The 25,690-nt window shown below is 34.3% G+C and carries 25 protein-coding genes; 1 reads left to right on the top strand and 24 read right to left on the bottom strand.

The features are described from left to right. Positions 1-5 precede the first annotated feature (5 nt). The 17 genes from HDR40_RS05740 to HDR40_RS05660 all read right to left on the bottom strand — a co-directional run bounded on the left by HDR40_RS05740 (position 6) and on the right by HDR40_RS05660 (position 17,283). A complete protein-coding gene (locus HDR40_RS05740; RefSeq protein ID WP_290627420.1) occupies positions 6-224 on the bottom strand; it encodes a cold shock domain-containing protein in 219 nt (72 codons plus the stop codon). Continuing rightward, entirely contained in the window at positions 224-3,013 is a 2,790-nt protein-coding gene (ileS, locus tag HDR40_RS05735; protein WP_290627418.1) for an isoleucine--tRNA ligase, read from the bottom strand. Before ileS ends, HDR40_RS05740 begins: the two co-directional genes overlap by 1 nt. A gap of 213 nt (positions 3,014-3,226) precedes the next feature. Next, a complete protein-coding gene (locus HDR40_RS05730; RefSeq protein ID WP_290627416.1) occupies positions 3,227-4,087 on the bottom strand; it encodes a DivIVA domain-containing protein in 861 nt (286 codons plus the stop codon). Between the two features lie 4 nt (positions 4,088-4,091). Next, positions 4,092-4,892 (bottom strand): YlmH/Sll1252 family protein, encoded by an 801-nt coding sequence (locus HDR40_RS05725; RefSeq protein ID WP_290627414.1) that lies wholly within the window; start codon positions 4,890-4,892, stop codon positions 4,092-4,094. 5 nt (positions 4,893-4,897) lie between these two features. Continuing rightward, positions 4,898-5,194 (bottom strand): YggT family protein, encoded by a 297-nt coding sequence (locus HDR40_RS05720; RefSeq protein WP_290627412.1) that lies wholly within the window; start codon positions 5,192-5,194, stop codon positions 4,898-4,900. Beyond that, positions 5,194-5,622, bottom strand: coding sequence for a cell division protein SepF (locus tag HDR40_RS05715; RefSeq protein WP_290627410.1), 429 nt, complete (start codon positions 5,620-5,622; stop codon positions 5,194-5,196). The genes HDR40_RS05720 and HDR40_RS05715 overlap by 1 nt, the downstream gene beginning before the upstream one ends. A gap of 23 nt (positions 5,623-5,645) precedes the next feature. Continuing rightward, a complete protein-coding gene (gene ftsZ / locus HDR40_RS05710; RefSeq protein WP_290627408.1) occupies positions 5,646-6,989 on the bottom strand; it encodes a cell division protein FtsZ in 1,344 nt (447 codons plus the stop codon). A 16-nt stretch (positions 6,990-7,005) separates the two neighbouring features. Then, positions 7,006-8,385 (bottom strand): cell division protein FtsA, encoded by a 1,380-nt coding sequence (gene ftsA / locus HDR40_RS05705; protein ID WP_290627405.1) that lies wholly within the window; start codon positions 8,383-8,385, stop codon positions 7,006-7,008. 73 nt (positions 8,386-8,458) lie between these two features. Next, entirely contained in the window at positions 8,459-9,328 is an 870-nt protein-coding gene (locus HDR40_RS05700; RefSeq protein ID WP_290627403.1) for a cell division protein FtsQ/DivIB, read from the bottom strand. A gap of 7 nt (positions 9,329-9,335) precedes the next feature. Beyond that, positions 9,336-10,454 (bottom strand): undecaprenyldiphospho-muramoylpentapeptide beta-N-acetylglucosaminyltransferase, encoded by a 1,119-nt coding sequence (gene murG, locus HDR40_RS05695; protein WP_290627401.1) that lies wholly within the window; start codon positions 10,452-10,454, stop codon positions 9,336-9,338. A gap of 1 nt (position 10,455) precedes the next feature. Beyond that, on the bottom strand, positions 10,456-11,838 hold the full coding sequence (murD, locus tag HDR40_RS05690; protein ID WP_290627399.1) for a UDP-N-acetylmuramoyl-L-alanine--D-glutamate ligase: 1,383 nt from the start codon (positions 11,836-11,838) through the stop codon (positions 10,456-10,458). An 8-nt stretch (positions 11,839-11,846) separates the two neighbouring features. Then, entirely contained in the window at positions 11,847-12,806 is a 960-nt protein-coding gene (gene mraY / locus HDR40_RS05685) for a phospho-N-acetylmuramoyl-pentapeptide-transferase (protein WP_290627397.1), read from the bottom strand. 19 nt (positions 12,807-12,825) lie between these two features. Then, positions 12,826-14,991, bottom strand: a complete 2,166-nt coding sequence (locus tag HDR40_RS05680; RefSeq protein ID WP_290627395.1) for a penicillin-binding transpeptidase domain-containing protein — start codon at positions 14,989-14,991, stop codon at positions 12,826-12,828. Next, positions 14,991-15,362: a cell division protein FtsL gene (gene ftsL, locus HDR40_RS05675; RefSeq protein ID WP_290627393.1), complete on the bottom strand. Its 372-nt coding sequence runs from the start codon at positions 15,360-15,362 to the stop codon at positions 14,991-14,993. Before ftsL ends, HDR40_RS05680 begins: the two co-directional genes overlap by 1 nt. Before the next feature lie 28 nt (positions 15,363-15,390). Then, the gene (gene rsmH / locus HDR40_RS05670) at positions 15,391-16,338 is read right to left on the bottom strand and encodes a 16S rRNA (cytosine(1402)-N(4))-methyltransferase RsmH (RefSeq protein ID WP_290627391.1); all 948 of its coding nucleotides are present in this window, start codon (positions 16,336-16,338) and stop codon (positions 15,391-15,393) included. A 2-nt stretch (positions 16,339-16,340) separates the two neighbouring features. After that, complete coding sequence (mraZ, locus tag HDR40_RS05665) at positions 16,341-16,772, bottom strand: division/cell wall cluster transcriptional repressor MraZ (RefSeq protein ID WP_290627389.1); 432 nt, start codon at positions 16,770-16,772, stop codon at positions 16,341-16,343. Positions 16,773-16,944: 172 nt separating this feature from the next. After that, on the bottom strand, positions 16,945-17,283 hold the full coding sequence (locus tag HDR40_RS05660; protein WP_290627387.1) for a DUF3397 domain-containing protein: 339 nt from the start codon (positions 17,281-17,283) through the stop codon (positions 16,945-16,947). A 111-nt stretch (positions 17,284-17,394) separates the two neighbouring features. Between HDR40_RS05660 and HDR40_RS05655 the strand changes: the two genes are divergently transcribed. Continuing rightward, positions 17,395-17,517, top strand: coding sequence for a DUF4044 domain-containing protein (locus tag HDR40_RS05655; protein WP_290627385.1), 123 nt, complete (start codon positions 17,395-17,397; stop codon positions 17,515-17,517). Positions 17,518-17,563: 46 nt separating this feature from the next. Here HDR40_RS05655 and mreD read toward each other — a convergent pair whose 3' ends face one another. From mreD to HDR40_RS05620, 7 genes are all read right to left on the bottom strand, one after another. Further along, positions 17,564-18,100, bottom strand: coding sequence for a rod shape-determining protein MreD (gene mreD / locus HDR40_RS05650; protein ID WP_290627383.1), 537 nt, complete (start codon positions 18,098-18,100; stop codon positions 17,564-17,566). Continuing rightward, the gene (mreC, locus tag HDR40_RS05645) at positions 18,100-18,951 is read right to left on the bottom strand and encodes a rod shape-determining protein MreC (RefSeq protein WP_290627381.1); all 852 of its coding nucleotides are present in this window, start codon (positions 18,949-18,951) and stop codon (positions 18,100-18,102) included. The genes mreD and mreC overlap by 1 nt, the downstream gene beginning before the upstream one ends. Before the next feature lie 48 nt (positions 18,952-18,999). Next, positions 19,000-20,001, bottom strand: a complete 1,002-nt coding sequence (locus HDR40_RS05640; protein WP_290627379.1) for a rod shape-determining protein — start codon at positions 19,999-20,001, stop codon at positions 19,000-19,002. Between the two features lie 128 nt (positions 20,002-20,129). Continuing rightward, positions 20,130-20,753 carry a DNA repair protein RadC gene (radC, locus tag HDR40_RS05635; RefSeq protein ID WP_290627377.1) on the bottom strand — a complete coding sequence of 208 codons (624 nt, stop codon included), beginning with the start codon at positions 20,751-20,753 and terminating at the stop codon, positions 20,130-20,132. A 34-nt stretch (positions 20,754-20,787) separates the two neighbouring features. Further along, positions 20,788-21,468, bottom strand: a complete 681-nt coding sequence (locus HDR40_RS05630; RefSeq protein WP_290627374.1) for an HAD family phosphatase — start codon at positions 21,466-21,468, stop codon at positions 20,788-20,790. Further along, on the bottom strand, positions 21,449-22,714 hold the full coding sequence (locus HDR40_RS05625) for a folylpolyglutamate synthase/dihydrofolate synthase family protein (RefSeq protein WP_290627373.1): 1,266 nt from the start codon (positions 22,712-22,714) through the stop codon (positions 21,449-21,451). Before HDR40_RS05625 ends, HDR40_RS05630 begins: the two co-directional genes overlap by 20 nt. Next, a complete protein-coding gene (locus tag HDR40_RS05620; RefSeq protein WP_290627372.1) occupies positions 22,714-25,353 on the bottom strand; it encodes a valine--tRNA ligase in 2,640 nt (879 codons plus the stop codon). Before HDR40_RS05620 ends, HDR40_RS05625 begins: the two co-directional genes overlap by 1 nt. Positions 25,354-25,690: the final 337 nt, after the last annotated feature.

Here is a 25,690-nt window from a genome sequence, read left to right as displayed (position 1 = left end):
ACTAACTACTCCTTTTGACCATGATCAACGTATACATTGATGCATTGTAGTCCTTTTTTTCCTTGTGCTAATTGGTAACGAACTCTTTGACCTACATCTAATCGCTTGTAGCCTTCTTCTTTAATTGATTTATAGAAAACAAAATAAGCTGAATGTGTTAAATCGTCTTCAATAAAACCATATGCAGAATTAGAATCAAATTGTTTTACAGTACCTGTACGCATTATTCTTCAAAACCTTCTTTAACTGCTTCAGGATAATTTTCTGCCACGATTTCAGCACAACGAGCACATAATTCTGGAAATCTAGTGTCAGAACCTACATCAGTGGTAATTCTTCTACATCTTGGACAAACTTCGCCTGCAGCATGTTCAACTAGAATTGTGCCACTTGCAAATTCTTCACCATCGGTAGAAGGCTCATCATCAGAAATAGTCAATTCTGAAACAATTAATATTTGACGTATATTAGCATTAAGTTTATCAAGTAATTCCTTAGTTTCTTTAGTTGGATAAAGAGTTACGTGTGCTTCAAACGATTTACCGATAACCTTATTATTACGTGCAATTTCTAGAGCTTTTAAGACATCAGAACGAAGCTTCATAAAGTCTTTCCAATTCTCTAAAAGCTCTTCTTCATTAGCAAAATGTGCAACTTCAGGCATATTAGCTAACTGAACATAGTCTTCTGATTCTTTTAAATAGCCCCAAACTTCTTCCATTGTGTGTGGCAAAATTGGTGTCATCAGCTTAGTTAATTTAACCAAGACATCGTAAATTACAGTTTGCATGGACCGACGAGTTTCACTATCTTTGCCATCAATGTAAAGAATATCCTTAGCAAAGTCAAGATAGAATGCCGATAAATCATTAGAAATAAAGCTAAAGATTTTCTTATAAACGCCATTAAAGTCAAAATTATCGTAAGCTTTTAGTGCCTCTTCAACGAGACGATTTAATTTAACTTCCATATACTGATCAACACTTGCCATATCAGGATATGCAATACTATCTTCTTTTGGATCGAAATCACTTGTATTAGCCAACATGTAGCGCATAGTATTTCTAATCTTACGGTAACTTTCTGAAGCCTGGCGCAAAATATCTTGAGAAACAGCAACATCTGAAGTAGTATCAGCTCCAGCTACCCACAAACGAATAATTTCTGCTCCCATTTGCTTGATAACATCATTAGGAGAAATTACATTACCTAATGACTTAGACATTTTATGCCCTTTATCATCTAATACAAAACCTTGAGAAAGAACTTGCTTGTATGGTGATTGTCCAGTGACGGCAACTGAAGTAATTAAACTGGAATTAAACCAACCACGATATTGGTCGCTACCTTCAAGATAAAGATCTGCTGGAAAGCCCAAACCATCACGATGCTTCAAAACCCCAGCCCATGATGTACCTGAATCAAACCAAACATCCAAGATATCCGTTTCTTTCTTAAAATCACCATGTGGTGAATGCTCTGAAGTAAAACCTTCTGGTAGTAATTCCTTAGTTGTATGCGTATACCAAGCATTAGAACCTTCTTTTTCAAAGATTTTGGCAACATGTTCAATAGTTTCAGGAGTAACAATTGGAGTACCATCTTCTGCATAAAAAATTGGAAGTGGCACACCCCAAGCACGTTGACGAGAAATTACCCAATCACCACGATCTTTAATCATATTATAAAGACGAGTTTTACCCCAGGTAGGAATAAAGTTAGCCTTTTGAATTTCATCTAAAATTTGATCACGGAACTTAGAAATTGAAGCAAACCACTGTGTAGTTGCTCGATAAATAACAGGCTTCTTTGTACGCCAATCATGTGGATATGAGTGAGTAAAGAAATTCAACTTAAGTAATGCACCAGATTTTTCAAGCTTTTCACTAACCACTTTATTAGCGTCATCATAGAACATACCTACTAACTCAGGATCAGGAACTTCTTTAGTAAAGCGACCTTGAGCATCCATTGGACTAAAGACTGGTAAATTATAACGTTGAGCAACATTATAATCATCTTCACCAAAACCACTAGCTGTATGGACTAAACCAGTACCATCATCAGCAGTTACGTGCATAGCATTCATAACTAAACTATCTTGATCATATAGTGGGTGTTTAGCTACCATATGGTCCATTTCTGAACCTCTCATATGTTGAACAACTTTATAATCTGTCCACTCAAGTGCTTCAGCTACTGCATTTAAGCGATCAGATCCAACAACATATCTCTTGTCACCAACCTCAACTACAGAATAGTCAAATTGTGGATTAACAGTGATACCTTGATTAGATGGAATTGTCCAAGGTGTAGTAGTCCAAATTACAAAGTAAGTATCTTTTTCATTTAGAATACCTTTACCATCTTTAACTGGAAAAGCAATATAGATAGATGGTGACTTAACATCATGATATTCAACTTCTGCTTCAGCTAGAGTTGATTCACTAGACCAAGACCAGTAAACAGGTTTTTTACCTTTATAGATATAACCCTTTTCAAACATCTTGCCAAATACTCTAATTTCTTCAGCTTCAAATTCTGGTTGAAGAGTAATATAAGGATGCTTCCAATCAGCCATTACTCCAAGTCGCTTAAAGTCTGCCATTTGCTTTTCAATCTGTTCTTCAGCAAATTGACGACATAATTCACGGTACTTGGCACGATCCATAGTTTTACGATCAATGCCTTTCTTAGCTAAGGCTTGTTCAACAGGTAATCCATGAGTATCCCATCCAGGAACATAAGGTGCATAAAAGCCACTCATATTTTTATAACGCACAATAATATCTTTAGAAATTTTATTTAATGAGTGTCCCATATGAATATTACCATTAGCAAATGGAGGACCATCATGTAAATCAAAGCGAGGTTTTCCCTCATTTAGCTTTAATCTTTGTTCATATAAATTATTTTCTTCCCATTCTTTTTGCCATTGAGCTTCACGGACAGGAAGATTTCCGCGCATCTTAAATTTAGTCTTACCTAAATTCAAAGTATCTTTAACTTTCATAATTTTCCTTCCTATATAAAAAGCTTCGCCCTAAATAGGGCGAAGCTAAAGTTCGTGGTACCACCTAAATTGAACATTTCTGTTCCACTTAAATCCATGTATCGTATGGATTACGTTTAAATCTATTGGCAGCTGATCAACTTTCAACTATGTTAGCCTTTCACCAATTGCTAACTCGCTAAGACGTCTACTTGTTTTACTGTCGATTCAAAATTAATTATCATTATCATCATCTGGAAAAATGATAGTTGGTCCATTACTGTCAGAAGAGCGTAATTTTGACTCTCTTTTATCTCTAGAAATTGACGTACCAACATTGTTACTGCTATCGCCAATTAAAATTTTAGGGCCATCTGAATCATCTAATCCTGAGTCAGATTTTACTTCATTTGATATAGGTTTGTCAATTTCTTCGAGAGTATTTTCTGATTTCTCAACTTCTACGGCAGCATCTTCAGCAGCAATTTCTTCATCATCAAGTTCCATAATTTCATCATCATCATCTACCGTTACAGGCTGAGAACCATCAGCTGGATATAAGCGTGACCGGCCGTAATATTCATCCAATTGCTGTTGCCAAGTCTCATCATTTAAACCATCCAACTCATCTTGAAGTTTAATCTGAATATCACGTCTAAATTCAGCAACTTGTTTCTTTAATAACTCATAATCTTTACTTAAAGTGCCATACTGTTCTCTTACGTCAGCATTATATTTACCAGCAGATATTTTGGCTTTACTTATAATTTCATCAGCTTCTTTTTGAGCATTCTCTTTAATTTCTTTTGCATCTTGGCTAGCTTGTTTCTGCAAATTATCCGCATGTTGTTGTGCAGAAATCAAGGATTGATTCAATGATTCTTTAATCTGATCATATTCGGCAACTTTACCTTTTAAAGTTTCATTTTCTTCCTTTAAAGAATTATTTTCATTTTTTAAATCAGAATTTTCATCTAATACATCACCATATTCATTAACGATTTGATCTAAAAATTTATCTACTTCTTCTTCATCATAACCTTTAAATTTTTTCTCAAAAGTTTTATCATGAATTTCCATTGGTGTTAAAACCATAATCTCACCTTTTCTTTGACTGCCAAATTTTACAAAAAATTTTAAACTTTCCTTTTCGAGTAGTTGTAACATTCAAAATCTTGATGCGTCCAAAATGTCTAATACTCAATACATCACTTATATTGATAATTATATGCGATTCACTTACATCATGCCAATTTAATTTAATTTCACTAGCCATCAGGGCTTCTTTTACCTGGCTGCGACTTAAATTAGTCACTGAACTAACAATAGTATCTATTCTCATCGAAGTGCTAGTTACTTCTTTTTCTTGGCTGTCATCTTTTATTTGTAAAATATGTTGAAGATCAATCTTTTTTACTTTAACTTTAGTATGACCAATACGGTTTATCTGTTCAATAAAAAAATCAGCTAATTCACTTTTTACAAAAAATTGCCAATTGCCTTCTTCATCAGAAATAATATCACCAAAAGTATTACTTTCGACGCCCAAACTAGTTAATACACCTAGAATTTGACTATGTGTAATCTTATCCCATTTTTTATTATATTCAATTTTAAGTAAAGTAACATTAAATGCTGACTTGTGATACGGAAGAGTCCAATCACAAAGAAATAATCGCTTCTTTTCTGCCTCTTTATAACCTCCGTATTCATATATCTGGCCATAACCACCAACAATTTCTTTAAAAATATATGCTTCTCTTGGATTTAAAAAATCGGTCAATATCGGTTCATTTTGAAATAAAAATCTATTAAAAAAACCGACGTAGCGATCTACAATCGGTTTTTCTTTTATATCAAAATGTTGATAAAAACTACTTGCTTGTCTTTTTTCAATCATTTTAATTAATGTATTGCTAATCTAATTATAATATTTGCTATCCAAATTAATATATAGTTATTTACAAAATATATTACCAATAATGCAATCACAGGTGCAAAGCTCAATCCTGCAATTGGTGGAATAAATCTTTCAAATAAATCTAAATAAGGTTGAACAATTCTAGCTAAAATTTGACCTGGTTTTGTATCTAACAAGCTAGGAATCCACGTTAATAATGTATAGATAACAATTAAAAATGCATAGACATTTAACAAGGTAGAGACTATTCTAAAAATCCAGCCAATTATAGTTAAAAACATTATTCAATATTATCTTTCTTTTCCACTAATTCAGCAATTTTTCCATCAGTTTCAAATTTAGGAGGAGTTGCTAAGAAAATTTTATCGCCTACTCTTTGAATTTCGCCATTAAGAGCATAAACAGTTCCAGTAATAAAATCAACTATACGACGTGCTTGTGCATCATCCATACGTGCAAAATTAATAATTACTGCCTTATTATTCAATAAATTTTGTGCAACTTCTTTAGCATCAGAATAAACACGAGGTTCTTCTAAGACAATTTTACTAGTTGGAGTGCCTGCTGAATTAATTGAAACCACATTTCCACGTCTTTCATTACTTTGAGGTACCTCTTCGCTGATAGTTTCTTCACTTGGCTCAATCTCATCAATTTCATCCTCTGAACCATCGATACCGAAAAAGCGCCCTAATTTATCGAATGCCATAAAATTCTCCTTTCTACTCTAAACTAGTTTTTACGACGATGTTTAAAAAATGGAATATCATTATCTGAATCTTCATCAACACTAGTTTCAATTTGTGAAATACTACTTTGTTCATCAGAACTAAATGAATCGAAATTATCTTGTTCCTGTGATGATTGTGGTTTCTGAATTGGTTGTTCTGGACGTTTACTTTCAGAATTATCCTGCTTCCAAACACTAGTTGGATCTAATAAAGCATCAGAATTATCTACTGTTCTAGTTTCTTCATGCTTTGTAACTTTTTGAACAGGTGCTTCAGTTGGCTTACTTGTAGCAGGCTTTTCAGAAGAATGTTCATTTGTTGATACTTCTGAAGAACTAGGGCGTCTACTTGGACGACGAATAGGCTGTCTCGACGCTTCCTCCTCAGCTTTGGCATCAATACCAGTTGCAATTACAGTTACAACTACTTCATCACCTAAGTTAGCATTAATTGACGTACCAAAAATGATGTTTACACCATCGCCAGCTGCTTTAGAAACAATCTCTGATGCATCTTGAGCTTCAAATAAAGTTAAATCTGGGCCACCGGTAATGTTAAGTAATACTTGCTTAGCACCGTCAATTGAAACTTCTAGTAAAGGTGAAGAAATTGCAAGCTTAGTTGCTTCAACGGTTCTATTTTCACCACTTGCACGGCCAATACCCATTAAAGCAGCACCCTGATTTTCCATAACTGTTTTAACATCTGCAAAGTCCAAGTTCACATAGTCAGTGGAAGTAATCAAATCTGAAATACCCTGAACACCTTGACGTAAGACATTATCGGCTTCTTTAAAAGCATCCATCATTGGAGTCTTTTTATCAACCATTTCTAGCAATCTGTTATTAGCGATAATAACTAAAGTATCAACATATTGCTTTAACTGAGTGATACCTTCAGCCGCATTTTTTGATCTCTTAGGGCCTTCAAAAGTAAACGGACGAGTTACAACACCTACTGTTAATGCACCTGTTTCACGTGCAATCTTAGCAATAACCGGCGCTGCACCTGTACCAGTACCACCACCCATTCCGGCAGTGATAAAAATCATATCAGCACCCTTAAGAGAATCTTCAATAGTTTGTTGACTTTCTTCAGCTGCTTTTTGTCCAACTTCAGGATGAGAACCAGCCCCTAGACCTCTTGTTAATTTAGGTCCAAGTTGAATTTTGTTTTCAGCTTTATTGCTATTTAATGCTTGTACATCAGTATTAGCGGCAATGAAGGATACACCTTGCACACCTTCATCAATCATACGGTTAACAGCGTTACCACCGGCACCACCAACACCGATTACTTTAATGACTGCATTTTTGTTGTCATCAGAATCGAAAGTAAAATCCATTACTAAACCACCTTATTTAATCAAAGAATTTTTTAAAGAATTCTTTGAATCCCTTTTTATTATCTTTTTTAGTCTTTTTAACACCTTCATCCGCCATTTCCGGATTAGTAGATGCCACTTTACCATTATTATAATCTTCTTTTTCTACTATTTCACTAGTAGTTGTCTGACTTTTGAAAATCTTGTTTTCTCTTGTTTCTGGCTCAGGAATAGAAGAAGTAGGTAGAACATCTCCCCCATAAATTACACTATTTACTAAATAATCAATATCATCTAAATCATAAGCATACTTCACAACCCCAAAACCTGCGGTATACATAGGATTCCGTAATCCCATTTGATCGGGTTGGAAAATTCTGGTCTTAACTTTAAAGGCATTTTTAACAACATCATCCATACCTTGTAAAGCACTAGTTCCACCAGTGATCACAACGCCACCTGGGAGCGTAAAGGCATCATGGTCATTCAAACCCTTCCCTACACGAGAAAGAATTTGTTCAATACGTGCATTAATAATCTCACTAAGATACTCTTCATCAATCATCTTAGGAGCACTTTCTCCAACTACCTTAACTGGAAATTGATTTTCGGCTGAAGTTAATTCCGGATCTGCATAACCAAATTCAATCTTTATTTTTTCAGCTTCTTTACGAGAGGTATTCAAAACTGCCGAAATATCATTAGTGATATCTATACCACCCTCAAGATCAATTGTTGCGTACTTGATTTTATTTTCATGAATAACAGTTGCAGTAGTAGTACCCCCACCTAAGTCTAAAATAATAGAGCCAAAGGTTCTTTCACCCTCGTCTAAGGCAATACTTGCAATAGCTAACGGTGTTGGTACAAAGAAATTATTTTGATAACCTGTTTTTTCAATTGCTTTACGAATATTGTGCAAATCTGCTGTTGGTGCAGTTAATAAAATACCATGTACTTCTAGCGAATGCGCAATCATCTTACGTGGATCATCAACATCAGTTTTTCCATCAATTAAAAATTTACTTGGTAAAAAAGCAATAGGTTGTCTGCCATCTTTTAAGGCAGCACTGATAGCAGCTGATAATACACGTTTAACATCGTTATCACCCACTTCTTGACCTTGTTCACCAATATTAATCAAGCCCGTTGCATTTTCCAATTGTAATAGTCCAACTGGAATACCAGTTACAATTCTCGAAATTTTAGAATTAGTTTTTTGTGCTACTTTCTTTAATGCTCCAGAAATACTGGCAGCTGTTTCATCAATATCAACGATTTTACCATGACGCATACCTGAAGTGGGTTCATTGGCAGCACCAATTATACGCAATTCTTTTGATGAAGTATCAGCTACGACAGCTTTTACACTCGTTGTTCCTATATCTAGGCCAACGAGTAAATTTGATTTATTCAAGACAATGCCCCCAAAAAAATATATCTTTTAACTAAGATTTTAACATAACACTTATACTTGCGTATAGTTAAAGTTAATCTATTAATTCAGCTAATTTCTTTTCTTTATTGGTCATCGAACGACTAAAAGCTCCAATTTCAAAATCAATAACTGAAGGCTTATTTAGTTGTTTGGCAATAGGTAAATAATATTTATTCATTTTTTCAGCAATAGTGGAAACATTACCAATAACCATAATATTATCATCCTTCATTACTAGGATAATTTGTGTTGATCTTTTTGTATCACCATCAATCAATCTTACCTTGTTTTTAATAGTCTTTGATAATTGAGAATATATTTTCAAACTTTCCTTTAAACGACTTTGATTACTATAACCTATAAATAAAGGTTTTGAATGATCAATCTTTGAAGCAGAAACAAAGTGAGTACTTAAATCACCATTTGATAAAATTTCTCGATACCCTTTCTTCTCTTGGATATACCCTACTGCTGGCCGTTGTTTGATTTGAATTACTAAATTATTCATGTTTTTTACATGAAGATCAATATTGTTTACCTCTGGAAAGTATTTCTTCAACCTTTCATTATATTCATTTTTGTTAAAAAGCGTGGAGATAACCTTGTCTTGTGCCGTGATACCAGTGATTTTTACAACCTGATTACTATTTATTCCATTAGCTCCTAAAACTTGAATACTTTTGACATTTGAAATAGGTGAAATAAAATATCCTAAAATTATAATAAATCCTAAAGAAATAAAAACAATTAGACCTAGACGCTTTAAAAGTGAATGACGTCTTTCAGCTTGCAATTTTTTTAGTGAGGCAGAGACCTTTTTTTCTCTTCTTCCATTAGGAGATTTATGTTGATAATCAAGCCAACCTGAAATCTCCTTTTTAGGATTTTTTTTCGTTATTTTCTTTTTAGCCAATTGCCCCACCTACCTTTTATTTTTTCTTATTTGCTATTAAATCTTGCATCACCTTAATTACTTGATCTGATGCATCAGGAACACCCATTTTCTTAGATGCTGTACTCATTTTTTTAGCATATTCAGTATCTAACAAAATATGATCAATAGATGAAACGAAATTATTAGGATTTAAATCATTCTCAGCAATTACTAATGCTCCACCAGATTTTTCCATATCTAATGCATTCTTCATCTGATGATTATGCGTTACATTGGGACTTGGAATCAAAATAACTGGAACTCCAAGCGCAGTAAATTCAGCTAAACTAGTTGCCCCAGACCTTGAAACAACGCATGTCATTTGTGGTAAAAGTCCCGGCATGTTTTTAATGTAAGGTACAACGCGAATATTTTCACCAACTTGTTGATTAGCTAATCGCTTTTCAATACTATCATAATATAATTGCCCAGTTGCCCAGATAATTTGATATGGCTTATTAGATAATTCTGGAAGAGATTTTTCAACAATATTATTAATTGCTAAAGCACCACGTGATCCACCAAAAATTAGAATAGTTGGAACATTTGGATCTAATCCCCATTTTTTATGAATATCAACCTTTTCGGCATTCAACCCTAATACTTGTTGAGACCGTGGATTCCCAGTCTTAACTAACTTCTTCTTTTCAGAAAATTGCTGAGCTGCATCGTCAAAAGTATAGCAAACATTATCTACGTAATGTGCTAAAAACTTATTAGCTAAGCCCACAACTGAATTAGACTCATGAATAATCGTAGGAATATGCATTTTTGCAGCTTCATAAACAATAGCACCAGAAACGTAACCACCAGTACCCAGAACAATATCTGGTTTAAAATCATTAATAATTTGTTTAGCTTGCTTGGTAGCCTTAATAAATAAATTAATTGTTTGAAAGTTTTTCAAAATATGGTGTCGATCAAATCCTTGAATATTTAAAGTTTTGAAAGGTACACCTGCTGCTGGAACTATTTTAGATTCAAGTCCTTTTGTAGTTCCTACAAAAAGGATTTCATCATTAGTAACTAATTTACGTTCTTTTAGGCGTTCAATCAACGCCATAATTGGATAAATGTGACCACCAGTACCGCCACCAGAAAAGATAATTCTCATTTTATTTTGTCTTCAATTCCTCTATAAATTTTACGAAAAAGTCTCCACGTTGCTCAAAAGTATTAAATTGATCCCAAGATGCACATGCGGGCGAGAATAATAATACATCTCCAGGGTCAGTTAATTCATAAGCTCTAGGCACTGCTTCTTGTAAAGTATTGACAATGACAATGTCTTTAATACCTGATTTTCTAGCTGCATCAGCTAATAAATAACGAGTTTCACCATACAAGACGATAGCTTTAACATGCTTTTTAAATAAGGGAACTAAGTCATCAAACGTAAAACCACGATCAAGGCCACCTGCAATTAAAACCTCTGGTTGTTTAAAAGATGGAATAGCTACAGAAGCAGCTTCAATATTAGTTGATTTTGAATCGTTATAAATTTTACGATTGTTATAGGTCATTACATATTGAAGTCGATGCTTTGCCCCAGCAAATGTAGATAAAACTTCTTGAATATCTTTATCACTAGCTCCCATAATTTTAGAGATTGCAATTGCGACCATACTATTTTGTTGGTTATGTACACCAGGAATTTTAATATCATCTATTTTCATAATTTGATGATCAGTATGACTTTCCAAGTATTCTTCCCCAATAAAATAATCTGCAGACGAATCATTCTCAGAGAAAGTAATTATTTTTGCTTTAGTTTTATCTTTTTCTTTTGCCAAAATATTCTTTTGATCATAGTTTGCGATAAAGTAATCATTTTCATCTTGTGATTGGGTAATTCTTAATTTCGCATCAGTATAATTTTCAAAAGTCTTATGGTAATCAAGATGGACATTGTTATAGATATCTACAATGGCGGCAACTTTAGGTTTAATATCGGTGACACCAAGTAGTTGGAAACTGGACATTTCGACAACCAATAAATCTTTATTAGTTGCTTTTTCTACTACTTCAGAAATTGGCACACCAATATTACCAACCGCATAAGCATGACCACCATTTTTACTTAAATAATGATCCATAATTTGTTGAGTAAGCATAACAGTTGTAGTTTTACCATTTGAACCTGTTACACAAACATATGGTGCTTCGCTAACAGAAAGAGCTACTTGAGGTTCAGTAATTACAGGGACCTCTACTACTTGTGCTCTTTCAACCATCGGATTTTCATAAGGGATTCCAGGATTTTTTACTAAATAGTCAAAATCTTCTTTTTCAAAAATCTCAACTGGGTGGTAGCCAGAAATTATTCGTACACCAAGCTTTTCAAGTTCAGCAGCTTCCTTATTACTGCTCAAATCCTTTTTATCATTTAAAGTAAGATGTGCTCCCAATTTCAATAGAAGTTTAGCAACAGCAAAACCACTTTTTCCTAAACCCAAAATCAAAATATTTTTATCTTCATATGTTTTAATTTGTTTCATTTTCTAAATTAACCCCAAATTACAAGATAAATAATGCTTCCAATAAGGCCTACAATCCAAAATACAATATCAACTTTCCACTCTGACCAGCCTAACATTTCAAAGTGATGATGAATTGGAGTCATCTTAAATATACGTTTTCCAGTTGTTTGGAAAGAAATAACTTGTAAGATAACACTTGCAGTTTCACAAACAAACACAATACCAATTAACAACAATGACCAAGGATGATGCAACAAAATCGACACAACAGCTAATCCACCGCCAAGTGCTAATGAACCAGCGTCACCCATGAAAATTTTAGCAGGTTTATGGTTAAAAATGAAGAAACCAACTAAACCACCAATAACTGTCATGGTAAAAATTAATACTGCCCAATTTTGTTGTTTATAGGCCATATAAGCATAAGTTCCATAAGCTACTATTGACAGACCAGTTGCTAAACCATCTAAACCATCAGAAAGGTTAACAGCATTAGAGAAACCAACCAACCAAAACAAAACAAACAAACAAAACAAGACTGCACTAGTTTCTACACCAAAGAATGGAATATAAATACCAGTACCAAAATGATCACTAAATGCTAAAACAAGAATAATGGTAGCAATAATAATTTGCCCTAATAGTTTTTGCCACGCTTTCAAACCTAAATTACGTTTATAAAATAACTTAAGTCCGTCATCTAAAAATCCAATTAAACCATAGCCAAAGAAAGCAATTACCAAAATCCAAACTGACTTATTAAGGTTATGCTGCCACAGTGCTACCCATAAAGTAGAAATAATACTTGCTAAATTAAAAACCACTCCACCCATGGTAGGCGTTCCGGATTTTTTCTCATGCCATTTTGGTCCCTCATCACGAATTTGTTGCCCTTCATGATGCATTCTCATAAAACCGATAAATAATGGTAGAAAAATTACCGTTAAAGCAAAACTACTTATAAACGGTATCAAACTATATTGCATTTCTTGCTCCTTTAACTTTTTATTTTAAACTGACCTTTAATGTACTACTTGTATTTATAACCTTGCCGGCTTTAATACTCTGGCTGACTACTGTTCCACTACCTGAGTATGAAATTGGAATTCCCGAACTACTACTAAAAGCCTGAACCTCTGCCTTGCTCCATCCTGTCATATCAGGACACTTAATGGTGCCGCCAGTAAACAAAAATATCTTAGCATTTAATTCAGTTTTAGCATTATAATTTAACGATTGACGTAAAACTTTTTTACCACTACCAATTACTTCTACAGATAAGCCACTGTTTTCTGCTTCTGATTTAGCTGTTGAAACTTTTTTACCATTCAGTTGAGGAACTACAACTGCTTCTGAAGTCGATGTAATATTACTGTCATCTGCACTAGCAATTACTCTAGACATTAATGGTTTAAAAATTGAAGCTAACATAGTTTCTGCCGATTGAGACTTACCTAAAGTTTTTGGCTGACGGATAGTGATATAAACACAGTAACGTGGATTCTTAATTGAAGTTATACCTACAACAGAAAAGATATAATTCTTCTTTCCTTTGAGATATCCACCATTAGAAGCAGCAATTTGTGCTGTACCTGTTTTTACACCAATACTCTTTCCAGGAATCTTATACGCTGTACCCGTACCATAGCTCTTAGTAACAGTGTCTTCCATTGAATTCAAAATAGTCTTAGCAGTAGAAGCAGAAAAGATTGGTGTTCCTACCTTATCTACTTTATAACTTGAAATTGTTTTTCCTGATGATGAAGTAATTTTTTGAACAAATTGTGGTTTAACCATTTGACCATTATTTGCCAACGAACTAAAAGCTTGCATCATTTGCATCACATTTACATTCACACCTTGGCCAAATGAAGTTACTGCACCATCTAAACGAGTGGTAATAGAAACGAGTCCTGGATTTTCTCCCGGTAACGTTACACCAGTTTTTTCACCAATTTTGAATTTCTTCAAGTATTCTTTCCAAGTCTTAAGACCCATTTTCTCTTCTAGAGTAGTAAAACCAACATTACTTGATCTCGGAAAAGCTTGTTTAAATGGAATGGTTCCCCAACCTGAATTATTCCAATCATGAATTGTTGAACCTTGCACAGTAATGGATCCAGATTTATAGTAACCATTTGGATTATAATTTCCACTTTGAATAGCTGCTGCATAAGATAAAATCTTAAAAACAGACCCTGGTTCATATGCATCCTGAACTAAAATATTACGCCAATTTGAATTTAATCCTTTTTTGGTTTGTGGATCAAATGTTGGTCGTTGAGATGCAGCTAAAACTTGACCTGTTTTCAAATCTTCTACTACAGCCGTCATAGTCTTCGGATCATACTGTTTTTGAACTTTATCCATTAAAGATTCCAAATAGGTTTGTAATTGAGAATCTAAAGTTAAATAAATATTATCCCCATTTTTAGCGGGTTTATAAATATGTTGACTATTTGGCATTTGATAATTATCGGCATCAACAAATGCTTGACGATAGCCATCTGTTCCCGACAATTGTTTATTGAAGTATTGTTCAATGCCCATTGTACCGACCAAATTGGTAGAGCTAGTACTTTCAGTAGAACTACTCTTAGGAGTAACTAAGCCAACAATATGAGAAGCAAACTTACCATTAGGATATAGGCGCGAAGCTGTCTCGACAAACTTAATCCCCGGTAAATTCATTTTTTCAATTTTATTTTTTTGAGAAAGACTTAGATTAGATCCTCCACTACCAAATTCAACTTGATATGCCTTATTCTTTGGATTGAGATATTTATAAATCTTTTCTTCACTAATTGGTAAAACTTTGGCTAACTCTTTAGCAGTTTTTCTCTTATTGACAACATACATTGGCTTGTCATTATAATCGATGGAAGTCTTATCTAAAATTGCATATACAGTAAAAACATGCGAATCTTCTGCAATTGTTAAACCATTTTTATCATAAATAGTACCACGCGTAGCTTTAATAACTTCATTTCTTTGATAAAGTTGCTTCGCTCTTTTAGAAAGATTTTCCCCTGCTACAGTCTTAGAGATACCAATATATAAAAACCTTCCTGCAAATACAAGAAAAACCAAAGCTAAGACTATTTGGAGAATTCTTCCCACTGTAAAACGATAGCCATAGGCTTTGGATATATTTTTTTTATTTTTCTTCATCAACGAACATTCCTAAGATTATTTTCAATTGAACTTAAACCCTCTTGACGAGCAATTTTATTCATTCTACTTGTAGAAGTCATTTCACCAATTTCTTGTCGTAAATCAGTATTACTTGATTGTTTAGAGCTAATTTTTTGTTCAATATTTGCTAAATCATGTTGAGCACTAGTTTGAGCTACAGTAGCCGAAACCAATAAAAACATCATTCCTAAACTTAATAAGGAACCAACTACAATAATAAATTTTTCTAGTCTACTAATAGGAACCTTACCAGCATTAAGAACAATTTTTTGCTGTGGCTGCTGCTCAGTCTTTTGATTCATATTTTGATTATTATAATTAAAATTTCTTGCTGAGCTATCAGCCATTGTTTTCTCCTTAAAAAATACTTACTTTTTATAATTTCTCTGCCACTCTCAATTTGGCACTATGTGAGCGATTATTCTCTTCGAGCTCATCTTCTGTTGCCACAATTGGTTTACGACTAATCAATCGTAAAATCGGCTTACTATCCGCTGGCGCCATAGGCATTCCGCGTGGTATTTCCACTTCAGAATATTTTTTAAATAATTTCTTTACAATTTTATCTTCATGAGATTGGAACGTAATTACACTAATTCGACCACCAGGTTTTAGTACATCAATTGCTTCCTGCAAAGATTTTTTTAATACATCTAATTCACGATTTACAGCCACTCTAATGGCTTGAAAGCTTTTCTTGGCAGGATGTCCACCACTACGTCGTGCATAAGCTGGAATTGCATCTTTGATAATATCAACTAGATCAAAAGTGGTTTCAATTGGATGCTCTTGTCGACGTTCAACAATCTTTCGAGCAATTTGATGAGAAAATTTTTCATCGCCATATTGATATAAAATATCACTTATTTCTTTTTGTGACCATGTATTCACAATCGTATAAGCATCTAATTCTTGGCTCTGGTCCATTCGCATATCCAAGCAAGCATTAAATCGATAAGAAAAACCTCGTTCTGGTTGATCAAATTGAGGTGATGAGACACCTAAATCATAAAAAATCCCATCAATTCCATCCGAAAAGCCTAGTCTTTTAAGATTTTCTTGTAAATGACAAAAATTATCATGAACTAATATTAAGCGCGGCTGACTGTCAGGCTGTAACTCTTTAGCAAAAGTAGTTTGTGCTGTTTCAATCGCATATTCATCTTGATCAAAACCAATAACAGTGCCTGAACTTAACTTACTTAATAAATATCTTGTATGACCCCCGCCACCAAAAGTCGCGTCTACATATACGCCACCATCTTTAGGAGCTAAATTATCAATTGTTTCGTGTAATAATACACTCTTGTGCTTGAATTCCATAATTAAAAGTCGATGTCGTCCAAGTCCTCTGCGATGTCGTTGTAGTCTTCGCTGGCTTGTTCAGAAAATTTTTGCCAGCGCTCAGCACTCCAGATTTCAATTCGGTTAGAAACGCCAATAATAATACACTCATGTTTTAATGCCGCATACTCTTTCAAAGTGGCGGTTAAATTGATACGTCCTTGTCTATCGAATTCTGTCTCCATCGCACCTGAATAAAAAATACGCATGAAATTTCGTGCGTTCTTTTTATTCAGTGGAAGTTGGGCCAACTTAGTTTCTATCTTCTGCCATTCACTAATTGGATAGCCGAAGATACACCCTTCCATTCCACGAGTAAATACAATAAGTTTACCAATCTGATCTCGAAATTTTGCCGGAATAATTAAACGACCTTTACTATCCAGATTGTGATGGTATTCACCCATGAACATGGACTACCCCCCTCTCATGAATAATTTACCACAATTCCCCACTTTCTACCATAACGATACCGAATTATTTTATTAATTATTAAAAAAACTTATACTACTTTTTTTATAAAAAGAAAAAGCCTTGTAAACTTAAGATTTACCAGGCTTTTATAAAGGTAATAAATTTAAAATTTTAATCTAAAAGTAACAACACTATGAGACCAATATACCAAAAAACAGAACAAATAACTAAATAGTCCCACAATGTCCTAATTGTGCTTCCAATTGAAATATTTTTATTGCGAATGGCAGTAAAAATAGCCACAATCACAACTAAGATAAAATATACCCACAATCCATAAGGTAAAAAAGTTGGTTCTTTTTTATAGGTGGTAATTAATTGACACGCACCAATAAAAAAGAAAGGCAAAATGTCATATCCTTTAAATTGTGCTTTAGGAAATACTCGTCCTAAAACTCCTGCACTCAGCACACCAATTACAGGTACAAGAAAAATCCATAAAAGTTGCATTATCAAAATTCCTCCGTCCTTCTAATTTTACCTTATTTTTATTTTGTATGAACCCAAAATTGCAAAAAGTGTTATCTTACGCTAGAATAAATTCAACTAGGAGGCACAATGATGCGTAGAAAGAAAAAGAAAAAGTCACCGTTTCAAAAATTAACAATCGTTATGGCTTGGCTGATGGCGATTATTACTTTAGTGGGTATCTTTGCAACAGCTATCCAATTCATGGTTCAATAATTACTAAAATAGGATGAGGTATTTGACCCCATCCTATTTATTTTATTTAATAAAATCTATTTTCTGGTTTAAGAAATGGATGCTTTTCAACCAGCCAAATCCAAAAATTATAGGTGATTAAGAAAATAACTATACCTATCCCTACCCCTGGCAAAAGGCTTTTTAGTAGGCTAGAAATTGGAAGACTTATCGTCCCTGCAATACTATATACCAAGAATAAATATGCATCCATCAAAATATAAGCAAGGATACTCACCACTAATCTTGACCAAAATATTTCTGGCAAAAATCTAGCAATAACTTCGGCTAAAAAGCATAAAGTTGGAAAAGCCACAGTGTAAACGCCCAAAAAACCTAAATAATACAAATCTGCAATAATTCCAATTCCAAGCGCCAGCCAAATATTTGATTCATTACGATCATCGGATAACCCTATTAAAACAATTCCAATAACGCTGAACCAGCAACTTGCCCCATATGTTCCTCGAAAAATAAATCCCTGAGCATAAAAGGCCACCACTCCATCTAAAATTACGGCAACCAACAAAGCAATTGCGACATACCACTCCCGTAGAATACGCATTACTCGGCCACCTTTCTTTCAATAACTGAAACAACTGATGGATCATTAATATTACCAGCCGGCTTAATTTCAATTACATCAGATAAGCCATAGCTATCCCGGGTTGTTTTCTTGACAGTTCCAACTAATAAACCTTTAGGTGAACGACCGCCCATACCACTGGTGTAAACGCGAGTTCCCTTCTTAAGTTTGCGACCATCAACTACTTGTGTAAAGGCTAATTTATTATCACTAGTAACCGAAATAATTCCATGAACTTTTTTGCCGTCAGCTGCTGTAGCTTCTACAGCAAATCGGTTTGCCGATTTATCTGTACTAGTAATTAATTCAACCTTAGAAGACGTTCTATTGACTTCAATGATTCTCCCGATCACTCCAGAACCAGACATTACTGCCATATTTTTTTTGATTCCTGACTGTGATCCCTGATTAATAACCAATAAGTCTGACCAACTATCTGGTGACCGTGAAATTACTGAACCATTAACAATATCATAATCAGATAATGTACTTTTTAGCTTTAAGGCTTGCTTTAATTGGGTATTTTCACTTTCTAACGCACTATTACGAGCTTTAGTTTGAGCTAAATCATCAATTTGCTTCTTTAAATGATCGTTCTCATTTTGGGCGTTAACTAAATTTTGTACACTATCCACACTACCAGTAACTAAACTTACCGGCCATTTAACTACCCTAGATACAATTGCCATCGTATCATTACCCAGCTTTTGAACAAATGTCGGAGCTGATCGACGATTTCTTAAGTTTACAGAAACTGTCAACATACTCAAAATTACAATAATTATAATAAAAGTGGCTAGTATTTTTTTGTTTTTAAAAAAATTCTTCATCTAGATACAATTCCTAAAAAGAAAAGCCGGCATCAAGCCGGCTTATCATTAACGTCGTTTACGCATAACATCAATATTCTTGAGAGACTCACCGGTACCAATTGCAACACAATCAAGTGGATCTTGAGCAATAAATACAGGAACCTTAGTAGCATCTGAAATAATAGCAGGAAGGTTCTTAAGTAATGCTCCACCACCAGTTAATACAATACCATGATCAATAACATCAGCTGCAATTTCTGGAGATGTTTCTTCAAGAGTTTCTTTGATAGCCACAATGATGCTTTGAACAGATTCTTGAATTGCCTTAGCAACATCAACAGCATCCACATCAATTGACTTAGGCAAACCAGTTACCAAATCACGACCACGAATATTCATTGATTCAATTTCTTTTGCTTTTTCTACAGAAGCGGATGCTATTTGAATCTTAATTGCTTCTGCAGTTCTTTCACCGATTAATAAATTAAAGTTTTGGTGAACATAATTTGCAATTGCGCTATTAAACTTATCACCAGCAATTCTGGTTGAACGTGAGGAAACAATACCACCTAATGAAATAGTTGCTACATCTGTAGTACCCCCACCGATATCAACAACCATTGAACCGGTTGGATCCATAACTGGAAGTCCAGCACCTATTGCGGCAGCAAATGGTTCTTCAATCACGTAAGATTCACGAGCTCCTGCAACTCTAGCTGCATCAATAACAGCTCTCTTTTCAACTTCAGTAACACCTGATGGCACACAAATCATGACTACTGGTTTAGAATTACCAACAGTCTTTTCCATGAAATATTTAAGCATTGCAGCAGTAGTATCGTAATCAGCGATAACACCGTCTTTCATTGGTCTGATTGCCCTAATAGAACCTGGTGTTCTACCAATCATTTCTTTAGCTTCAGAACCAACTGCAATAATTTCACCGGTTTGGGTATTTTTAGCCACAACTGAAGGTTCACGCAAAACAATACCCTTACCTTCAATATAAACAAGTGTGTTGGCAGTTCCCAAATCAATACCTATGTTTTTAGATCCTAATCCAAACACGCCAAATCTCTCCTTAATAATTGTTATTCTTTTTTGTTTAGCCTAAATCGTATCTCTTTTATTTAGTCCTTGATATTATAGCATACAAAATTAAAAGTTTTACTTAAGAAAAGACAATTAATAAAGCCTTAAAGAAGTTCTGCTTCTCTAAAACTAAAATAATCAGTATCAGAAACAATAAAATGGTCTAAAAAATCAATCCCCATCATCCTACTTGCTTGCTTAAGCTTTGCAGTAAAATCAAGATCTTGCTTAGAGGGATCTGCATCCCCACTAGGATGATTATGCGCTAAAACAAATGATGCACAATTATATACTACTGCTCTACGAAAAATATCTCGTGGATGAATAATTGAGCGATTTAATGTTCCTTCACAAATCATCTTCTCCGCAATTACTTTATTTTTAGAATCAAGGAATAATGCATACACCTTCTCTTGCTCACTTCCACAAAATTTATCCTGTAAATAATAACCTAATTGTGTACTTGAAGAAAAAGTTTCAATTTTTTCATTATGTAGTCGCTTAATTCGATAGAAGAGAGACCGCAAACATATTCCTAAATCTTCATCACATTCACTACTACACATAAAATTCCATAAATCACTGAGTGAGTATATGTTTCTAGATATTGCCTTTTCTAAGAGGTCGTCAAAATTTATAATTTTCTTCTGCACCATCACCTCTCTTAATTTAGTAAGTATTTGTTCATCGCTTTTAAGTAAATAATGGTTATTTTCGTACAAATTCATCTTGAATCTCCTTCCACCATTATTTACGTTAAATTTATTTAATTTTTTCCAGAAAATTATAGAAAGTTTTACAAATAATTATGGCATTATCTTTATCTACTTCACTTGCTTCTTTTAAATCTGGAATCATTATACATTTTAAATCAGCAGCTGTAGCTGCAGCAACTCCAGTAGAAGAATCTTCAAATACTAAAATATTCTTCTTAGCAACTCCTAATTTTTTCTGAGCTAATAAGTAGATGTCTGGAGCTGGTTTAGATTTAACATGCTGTCTTTGTACTTCATCATGGCTTAAATAAAAAGAAAAATATTTTTGTATTCCTGTTACCGCTAAATTTTTTTCAATAACTTTTTCATAGTTGCTAGAAGCAATTGCCATTTTGACATTACTTTTATAAAAAATATCTAAAGTTTCCTTTACTCCCGGGCGTAATTTTAATTTACCTTCATTAGTCCATTGCTCAACTAATTCATCAGTACGATTAATAAAGTGAACACGATCTTGGTAAGTGGAAAAATAATGATGATAAAACTTTTCCATTTCTTCAACACTCGAGCCAACCAATTTTAAATATGAATCTTCTGGAATATCTAAGTGGACTTCTTTAGCCGCTTGAATATTAGCTTGCCAATACAAATATTCAGAATTAACTAAAAGTCCATCCATGTCAAAAATGATACCTTGAATATCATCTTTAATTCCTCGTACCTTCATTTTTCTTACCTTCTAAGTAATTTAAAACTGCTCCTACTAAGTAAAAGGATCCTGTCACTACTAAAATATCATCTTTCTTCAAATAACTTTTAGCCTGCTCATACGCCTGCCGATAATCAGCAAAATATTGTGCATTTTTTTGAATATTTTTAGGAAAATCTTCTTTTTCGGCAGCTCTAGGATAATTTATTCTTGTTAGGATTATCTGTTCATCAGAATCAAATAAATCAAAGACTTGTTTTAAATCTTTATCCTTCATCATCCCAATTAAAAAGTAGTGCTTATTTGAAGGAGTTTTTCTAATAAACTCCAATAAATTGCTTACTGCTTGAATATTATGAGCTCCATCAGCAACAATCAGCGGCTGCTTTTGTAAAATTTGATATCTGCCAGGAATTTGAGTCTGGTTAATAGCTTGCTCGAGTTTAACAGCTTCTAAATCTAACCCTAGTAGAGAAAAAGCTTGTACTGCAATTGCAATATCATAACTTTCTACTAATGGCCGCAAATTAAAAGTATAGCGATTCTTCTTATCTTGATAAATAATTGTGCTCTCAGTCTCTACCTTAAATTGAACCCCTAACTCATACAAGGGAGCATGTAATTGTTCAGCCTTTTTTAACAAAATATTGTGGACATTATTAGGAATATTTCCCAAGACAATCGGACGCTTTTCCTTAATAATACCACTTTTTTCATGCGCAATATCTTCAATAGTTGGACCAATTATTTTTTCATGATCAAGACCAATAGTTGTAATTATACTAACCTCAGGCGTTATTACATTAGTCTTATCATGTTCCCCACCAATACCTACTTCAATTACGGCATAATCACATTGCTTATAAGCAAAAAGCCAAAAAGCCAGTACAGTCTCAAATTCAAATGTTACTAAATTAAAGTCCGGATCTTGTCGACGAATATCCTTAATTGCCTCTGAAATTTTTTCAAATCCTATCACTAAGTCATCATCACTGATACCTTGACCATTAATCTGAATTCGTTCATTAAATTTTATAATATAAGGAGAAACAAAAAGGCCGGTTTTTTGACCAGCCTTTTGCAATAAATTACTCAAGTAATAAGAAGTCGATCCTTTACCATTCGTACCAGTTACATGAATAGTTTTTACCTTATCCTCCGGATTACCCAGCTTAGTCAAAACCCGACGAATATAGGACAAATCATTCCTTTTATGGAGTTTCGGTAAATGTTCAATTTTTTCAATGACTTCTTGATAATTCATTAATGACTATCCTTCAATTCTTGAATACGTTGACGAACACCAGCTAATTGACTCTCATAATCAGCCTTCTTAGCCTTTTCTTTTTCAACAACGGCTTCTGGTGCATGAGCAACAAAACCTTGGTTAGAAAGCTTCTTACTTGCACGTTCAACTTCGCCTTCAAGACGCTCTTCTTCTTTTTCCATTTTAGCAATTTCTTCATCAACATTAACTAATTCAGTCAATGGAACAAAAATTTGGGCACCTGGAATAACAGCAGTCTTAGCAAGTTTAGGAGCTTCAATGTCAGTAGCAACTTCTAAAGTCTTAGGATGTAAGAAGTTTTCTACATATTCTACATTTTCATCTAAAATGTGCTTATTAGCTTTATCATCTAATTGGATCAAAATATCAATTTCTGATGACATTGGAGCATTAACTTCCATACGAATGTTACGGACAGCTTTTATAACTTCAATCATGAAGTCCATTTCTTCATTAGCTTGCTCATTGTCGAATTCTTTATGAGTTACCGGGTAATCAGCAACCATAATACTTTCTCCATCATGAGGCATAGACAACCATAATTTTTCAGTTACAAATGGCATAATTGGATGCATTAGACGCAAGATTTGATCAAGAATCCAAATTAGGTTTTCTTGCTTACGAGATTTTAACTCCTCATCCTCACCGTTTAATGCAACCTTAGAAATTTCAATATACCAGTCACAGAAGTCATTCCAAATAAAGTTGTAAAGTTCACGTCCGGCTTCACCAAATTGATATTCATCAAATAATCTAGTAACTTCAGCAACAGTACGATTCAAGCGGTCAAAAATCCATTTATCTGCTAAATCAAACTTAGTAGTATCTGGCATATGAGCTGGCTTAGCGCCTTCAGGCAAGTTCATAATTACAAAACGACTTGCATTCCAAATCTTATTGATAAAGTTCCAAGCTGAGTCCATCTTAGTATAACTAAAACGAGTATCTTGACCAGGAGCAGTACCGTTAAGTAAGAACCAACGAAGGGCATCCGCACCATATTTATCGATAACATCCATTGGGTCGATACCATTACCTAATGATTTAGACATTTTACGACCTTGTTCATCACGAATTAAACCGTGTAAAACAACATCCTTAAATGGTCTTTCTTTAGTAAAGTGAAGACTTTGGAAAATCATTCTCGATACCCAGAAGAAAATGATATCATAGCCAGTAACTAAAGTATTAGTTGGGAAGTAGCGTTTAAAGTCAGTACTTTCTGTATCAGGCCAGCCCATAGTTGAGAATGGCCATAAAGCACTTGAAAACCAAGTATCAAGAACATCTGGATCTTGTTCCCAATTTTCAATATCCTTAGGAGCCTCTTCACCTACGTAAGTTTCACCAGTCTTCTTATTGTACCAAGCTGGAATTCTATGTCCCCACCATAATTGACGAGAAATTACCCAATCATGAACATCTTCCATCCAGTGATTAAGAGTCTGTTCAAATCTTTCAGGAACAAAGTTAACCTTACCCTCAGTTTTTTGATTTTCAAGAACTTTTTCTGCTAATGGCTTCATCTTAACAAACCATTGCTTAGAAAGACGTGGCTCAACTTGAACACCAGAACGTTCTGAATGTCCAACTGAGTGAACGATTGGTTCAATCTTAATCAAGTAACCTTCTTCTTTAAGGTCAGCTACTAATGCTTTACGAGCTTCAAAACGATCCATACCAGCATACTTACCAGCTTCGTCATTCATAGTACCATCGTCATTCATAACATTAATTCTTTCCAAGTTATGACGATTACCTACCTGGAAGTCATTAGGATCATGAGCTGGAGTAATCTTAACTAAACCAGTTCCAAAGTCTGGATCTACATGTTGATCTTCAATAATTGGAATATGTCGACCAACAATTGGTAAGATAAGTTCTTTGCCAACAATATCTTTATATCTTTCATCACCAGGTGCTACTGCAACAGCTGTATCGCCAAACATAGTTTCTGGACGAGTGGTAGCAATCTCTACAAAACCTGAGCCATCAGCAAATGGGTATTTAATATGATAAAAGGCACCATTATCATCTTTATGGATAACTTCAATATCACTTAAGGCAGTTTGAAGAGCTGGGTCCCAGTTAATAATGTATTCGCCACGATAAATAAGACCTTCATTATAAAGTTGAACAAAGACCTTCTTAACAGCCTTAGAAAGTCCCTTATCAAGGGTAAATCTTTCTCTTGAATAATCTAAAGATAAACCAAGTTTAGACCATTGACTCTTGATAATATTTGCGTATTCATCTTTCCAATCCCAAACTTGCTTAACAAAAGCCTCACGTCCCATCTCATGACGATCCTTACCTTGCTTACGAAGCTTGGCTTCAACTTTAGCTTGAGTTGCAATTCCTGCGTGGTCCATCCCCGGTAGGTACAAAGTATCATAACCTTGCATACGTTTATAACGAATCAAAGTATCTTGAATCGCAGTATCCCAAGCATGTCCCAAATGAAGCTTACCAGTAACATTTGGTGGTGGGATAACAATTGAATATGGGTGAGCCTTTTTGTCACCTGATGGCTTGAACAAATCTTCATCAAGCCATGTTTGATATCTACCCTTTTCAACCTCTGTTGGGTTGTATTTAGGTGCTAAATCTGTCATTAAAATTCCTCCATAAAAAAAGTCCTAGACTATATGTCTAGGACGATTTACTAACCGCGGTACCACCTACGTTAAGTGCAATGCACTTCTCTTATAAGCAATAACGGCGCTGAAGTGTCCGGGTAAACTTACTTAAGTTCAGTTCACCAGCTAATCAAGCTACTAGTTCCTCTCCAGCCTTTCAGCATTATGGCCTTTCTCTGTTAATGAAAGTAACCCCTCTTGATTGTTGCTTTGTCTATGATTATAACATGTACAAAGCCGAGAAAAAAGGTCTAGCAATCACTAGAGAAAATTTAGTTCTATACAGCTACTCCTACATTATCATTGGCATTCC

The organism is Lactobacillus sp. (assembly GCF_014803895.1).
The sequence above is the reverse complement of the archived record's forward strand: the minus strand, read 5'-3'. Positions and strand labels throughout refer to the sequence as shown.

Bases quoted from the DNA above. Each gene is read 5' to 3' on its own strand.
- HDR40_RS05740 (WP_290627420.1), bottom strand. From the start codon at position 224: ATGCGTACAGGTACTGTAAAACAATTTGATTCTAATTCTGCATATGGT.
- ileS (WP_290627418.1), bottom strand. From the start codon at position 3,013: ATGAAAGTTAAAGATACTTTGAATTTAGGTAAGACTAAATTTAAGATG.
- HDR40_RS05730 (WP_290627416.1), bottom strand. From the start codon at position 4,087: ATGGTTTTAACACCAATGGAAATTCATGATAAAACTTTTGAGAAAAAA.
- HDR40_RS05725 (WP_290627414.1), bottom strand. From the start codon at position 4,892: ATGATTGAAAAAAGACAAGCAAGTAGTTTTTATCAACATTTTGATATA.
- HDR40_RS05720 (WP_290627412.1), bottom strand. From the start codon at position 5,194: ATGTTTTTAACTATAATTGGCTGGATTTTTAGAATAGTCTCTACCTTG.
- HDR40_RS05715 (WP_290627410.1), bottom strand. From the start codon at position 5,622: ATGGCATTCGATAAATTAGGGCGCTTTTTCGGTATCGATGGTTCAGAG.
- ftsZ (WP_290627408.1), bottom strand. From the start codon at position 6,989: ATGGATTTTACTTTCGATTCTGATGACAACAAAAATGCAGTCATTAAA.
- murG (WP_290627401.1), bottom strand. From the start codon at position 10,454: ATGAGAATTATCTTTTCTGGTGGCGGTACTGGTGGTCACATTTATCCA.
- murD (WP_290627399.1), bottom strand. From the start codon at position 11,838: ATGAAACAAATTAAAACATATGAAGATAAAAATATTTTGATTTTGGGT.
- mraY (WP_290627397.1), bottom strand. From the start codon at position 12,806: ATGCAATATAGTTTGATACCGTTTATAAGTAGTTTTGCTTTAACGGTA.
- HDR40_RS05680 (WP_290627395.1), bottom strand. From the start codon at position 14,991: ATGAAGAAAAATAAAAAAAATATATCCAAAGCCTATGGCTATCGTTTT.
- ftsL (WP_290627393.1), bottom strand. From the start codon at position 15,362: ATGGCTGATAGCTCAGCAAGAAATTTTAATTATAATAATCAAAATATG.
- rsmH (WP_290627391.1), bottom strand. From the start codon at position 16,338: ATGGAATTCAAGCACAAGAGTGTATTATTACACGAAACAATTGATAAT.
- mraZ (WP_290627389.1), bottom strand. From the start codon at position 16,772: ATGTTCATGGGTGAATACCATCACAATCTGGATAGTAAAGGTCGTTTA.
- HDR40_RS05660 (WP_290627387.1), bottom strand. From the start codon at position 17,283: ATGCAACTTTTATGGATTTTTCTTGTACCTGTAATTGGTGTGCTGAGT.
- HDR40_RS05655 (WP_290627385.1), top strand. From the start codon at position 17,395: ATGCGTAGAAAGAAAAAGAAAAAGTCACCGTTTCAAAAATTAACAATC.
- mreD (WP_290627383.1), bottom strand. From the start codon at position 18,100: ATGCGTATTCTACGGGAGTGGTATGTCGCAATTGCTTTGTTGGTTGCC.
- mreC (WP_290627381.1), bottom strand. From the start codon at position 18,951: ATGAAGAATTTTTTTAAAAACAAAAAAATACTAGCCACTTTTATTATA.
- radC (WP_290627377.1), bottom strand. From the start codon at position 20,753: ATGAATTTGTACGAAAATAACCATTATTTACTTAAAAGCGATGAACAA.
- HDR40_RS05630 (WP_290627374.1), bottom strand. From the start codon at position 21,468: ATGAAGGTACGAGGAATTAAAGATGATATTCAAGGTATCATTTTTGAC.
- HDR40_RS05625 (WP_290627373.1), bottom strand. From the start codon at position 22,714: ATGAATTATCAAGAAGTCATTGAAAAAATTGAACATTTACCGAAACTC.
- HDR40_RS05620 (WP_290627372.1), bottom strand. From the start codon at position 25,353: ATGACAGATTTAGCACCTAAATACAACCCAACAGAGGTTGAAAAGGGT.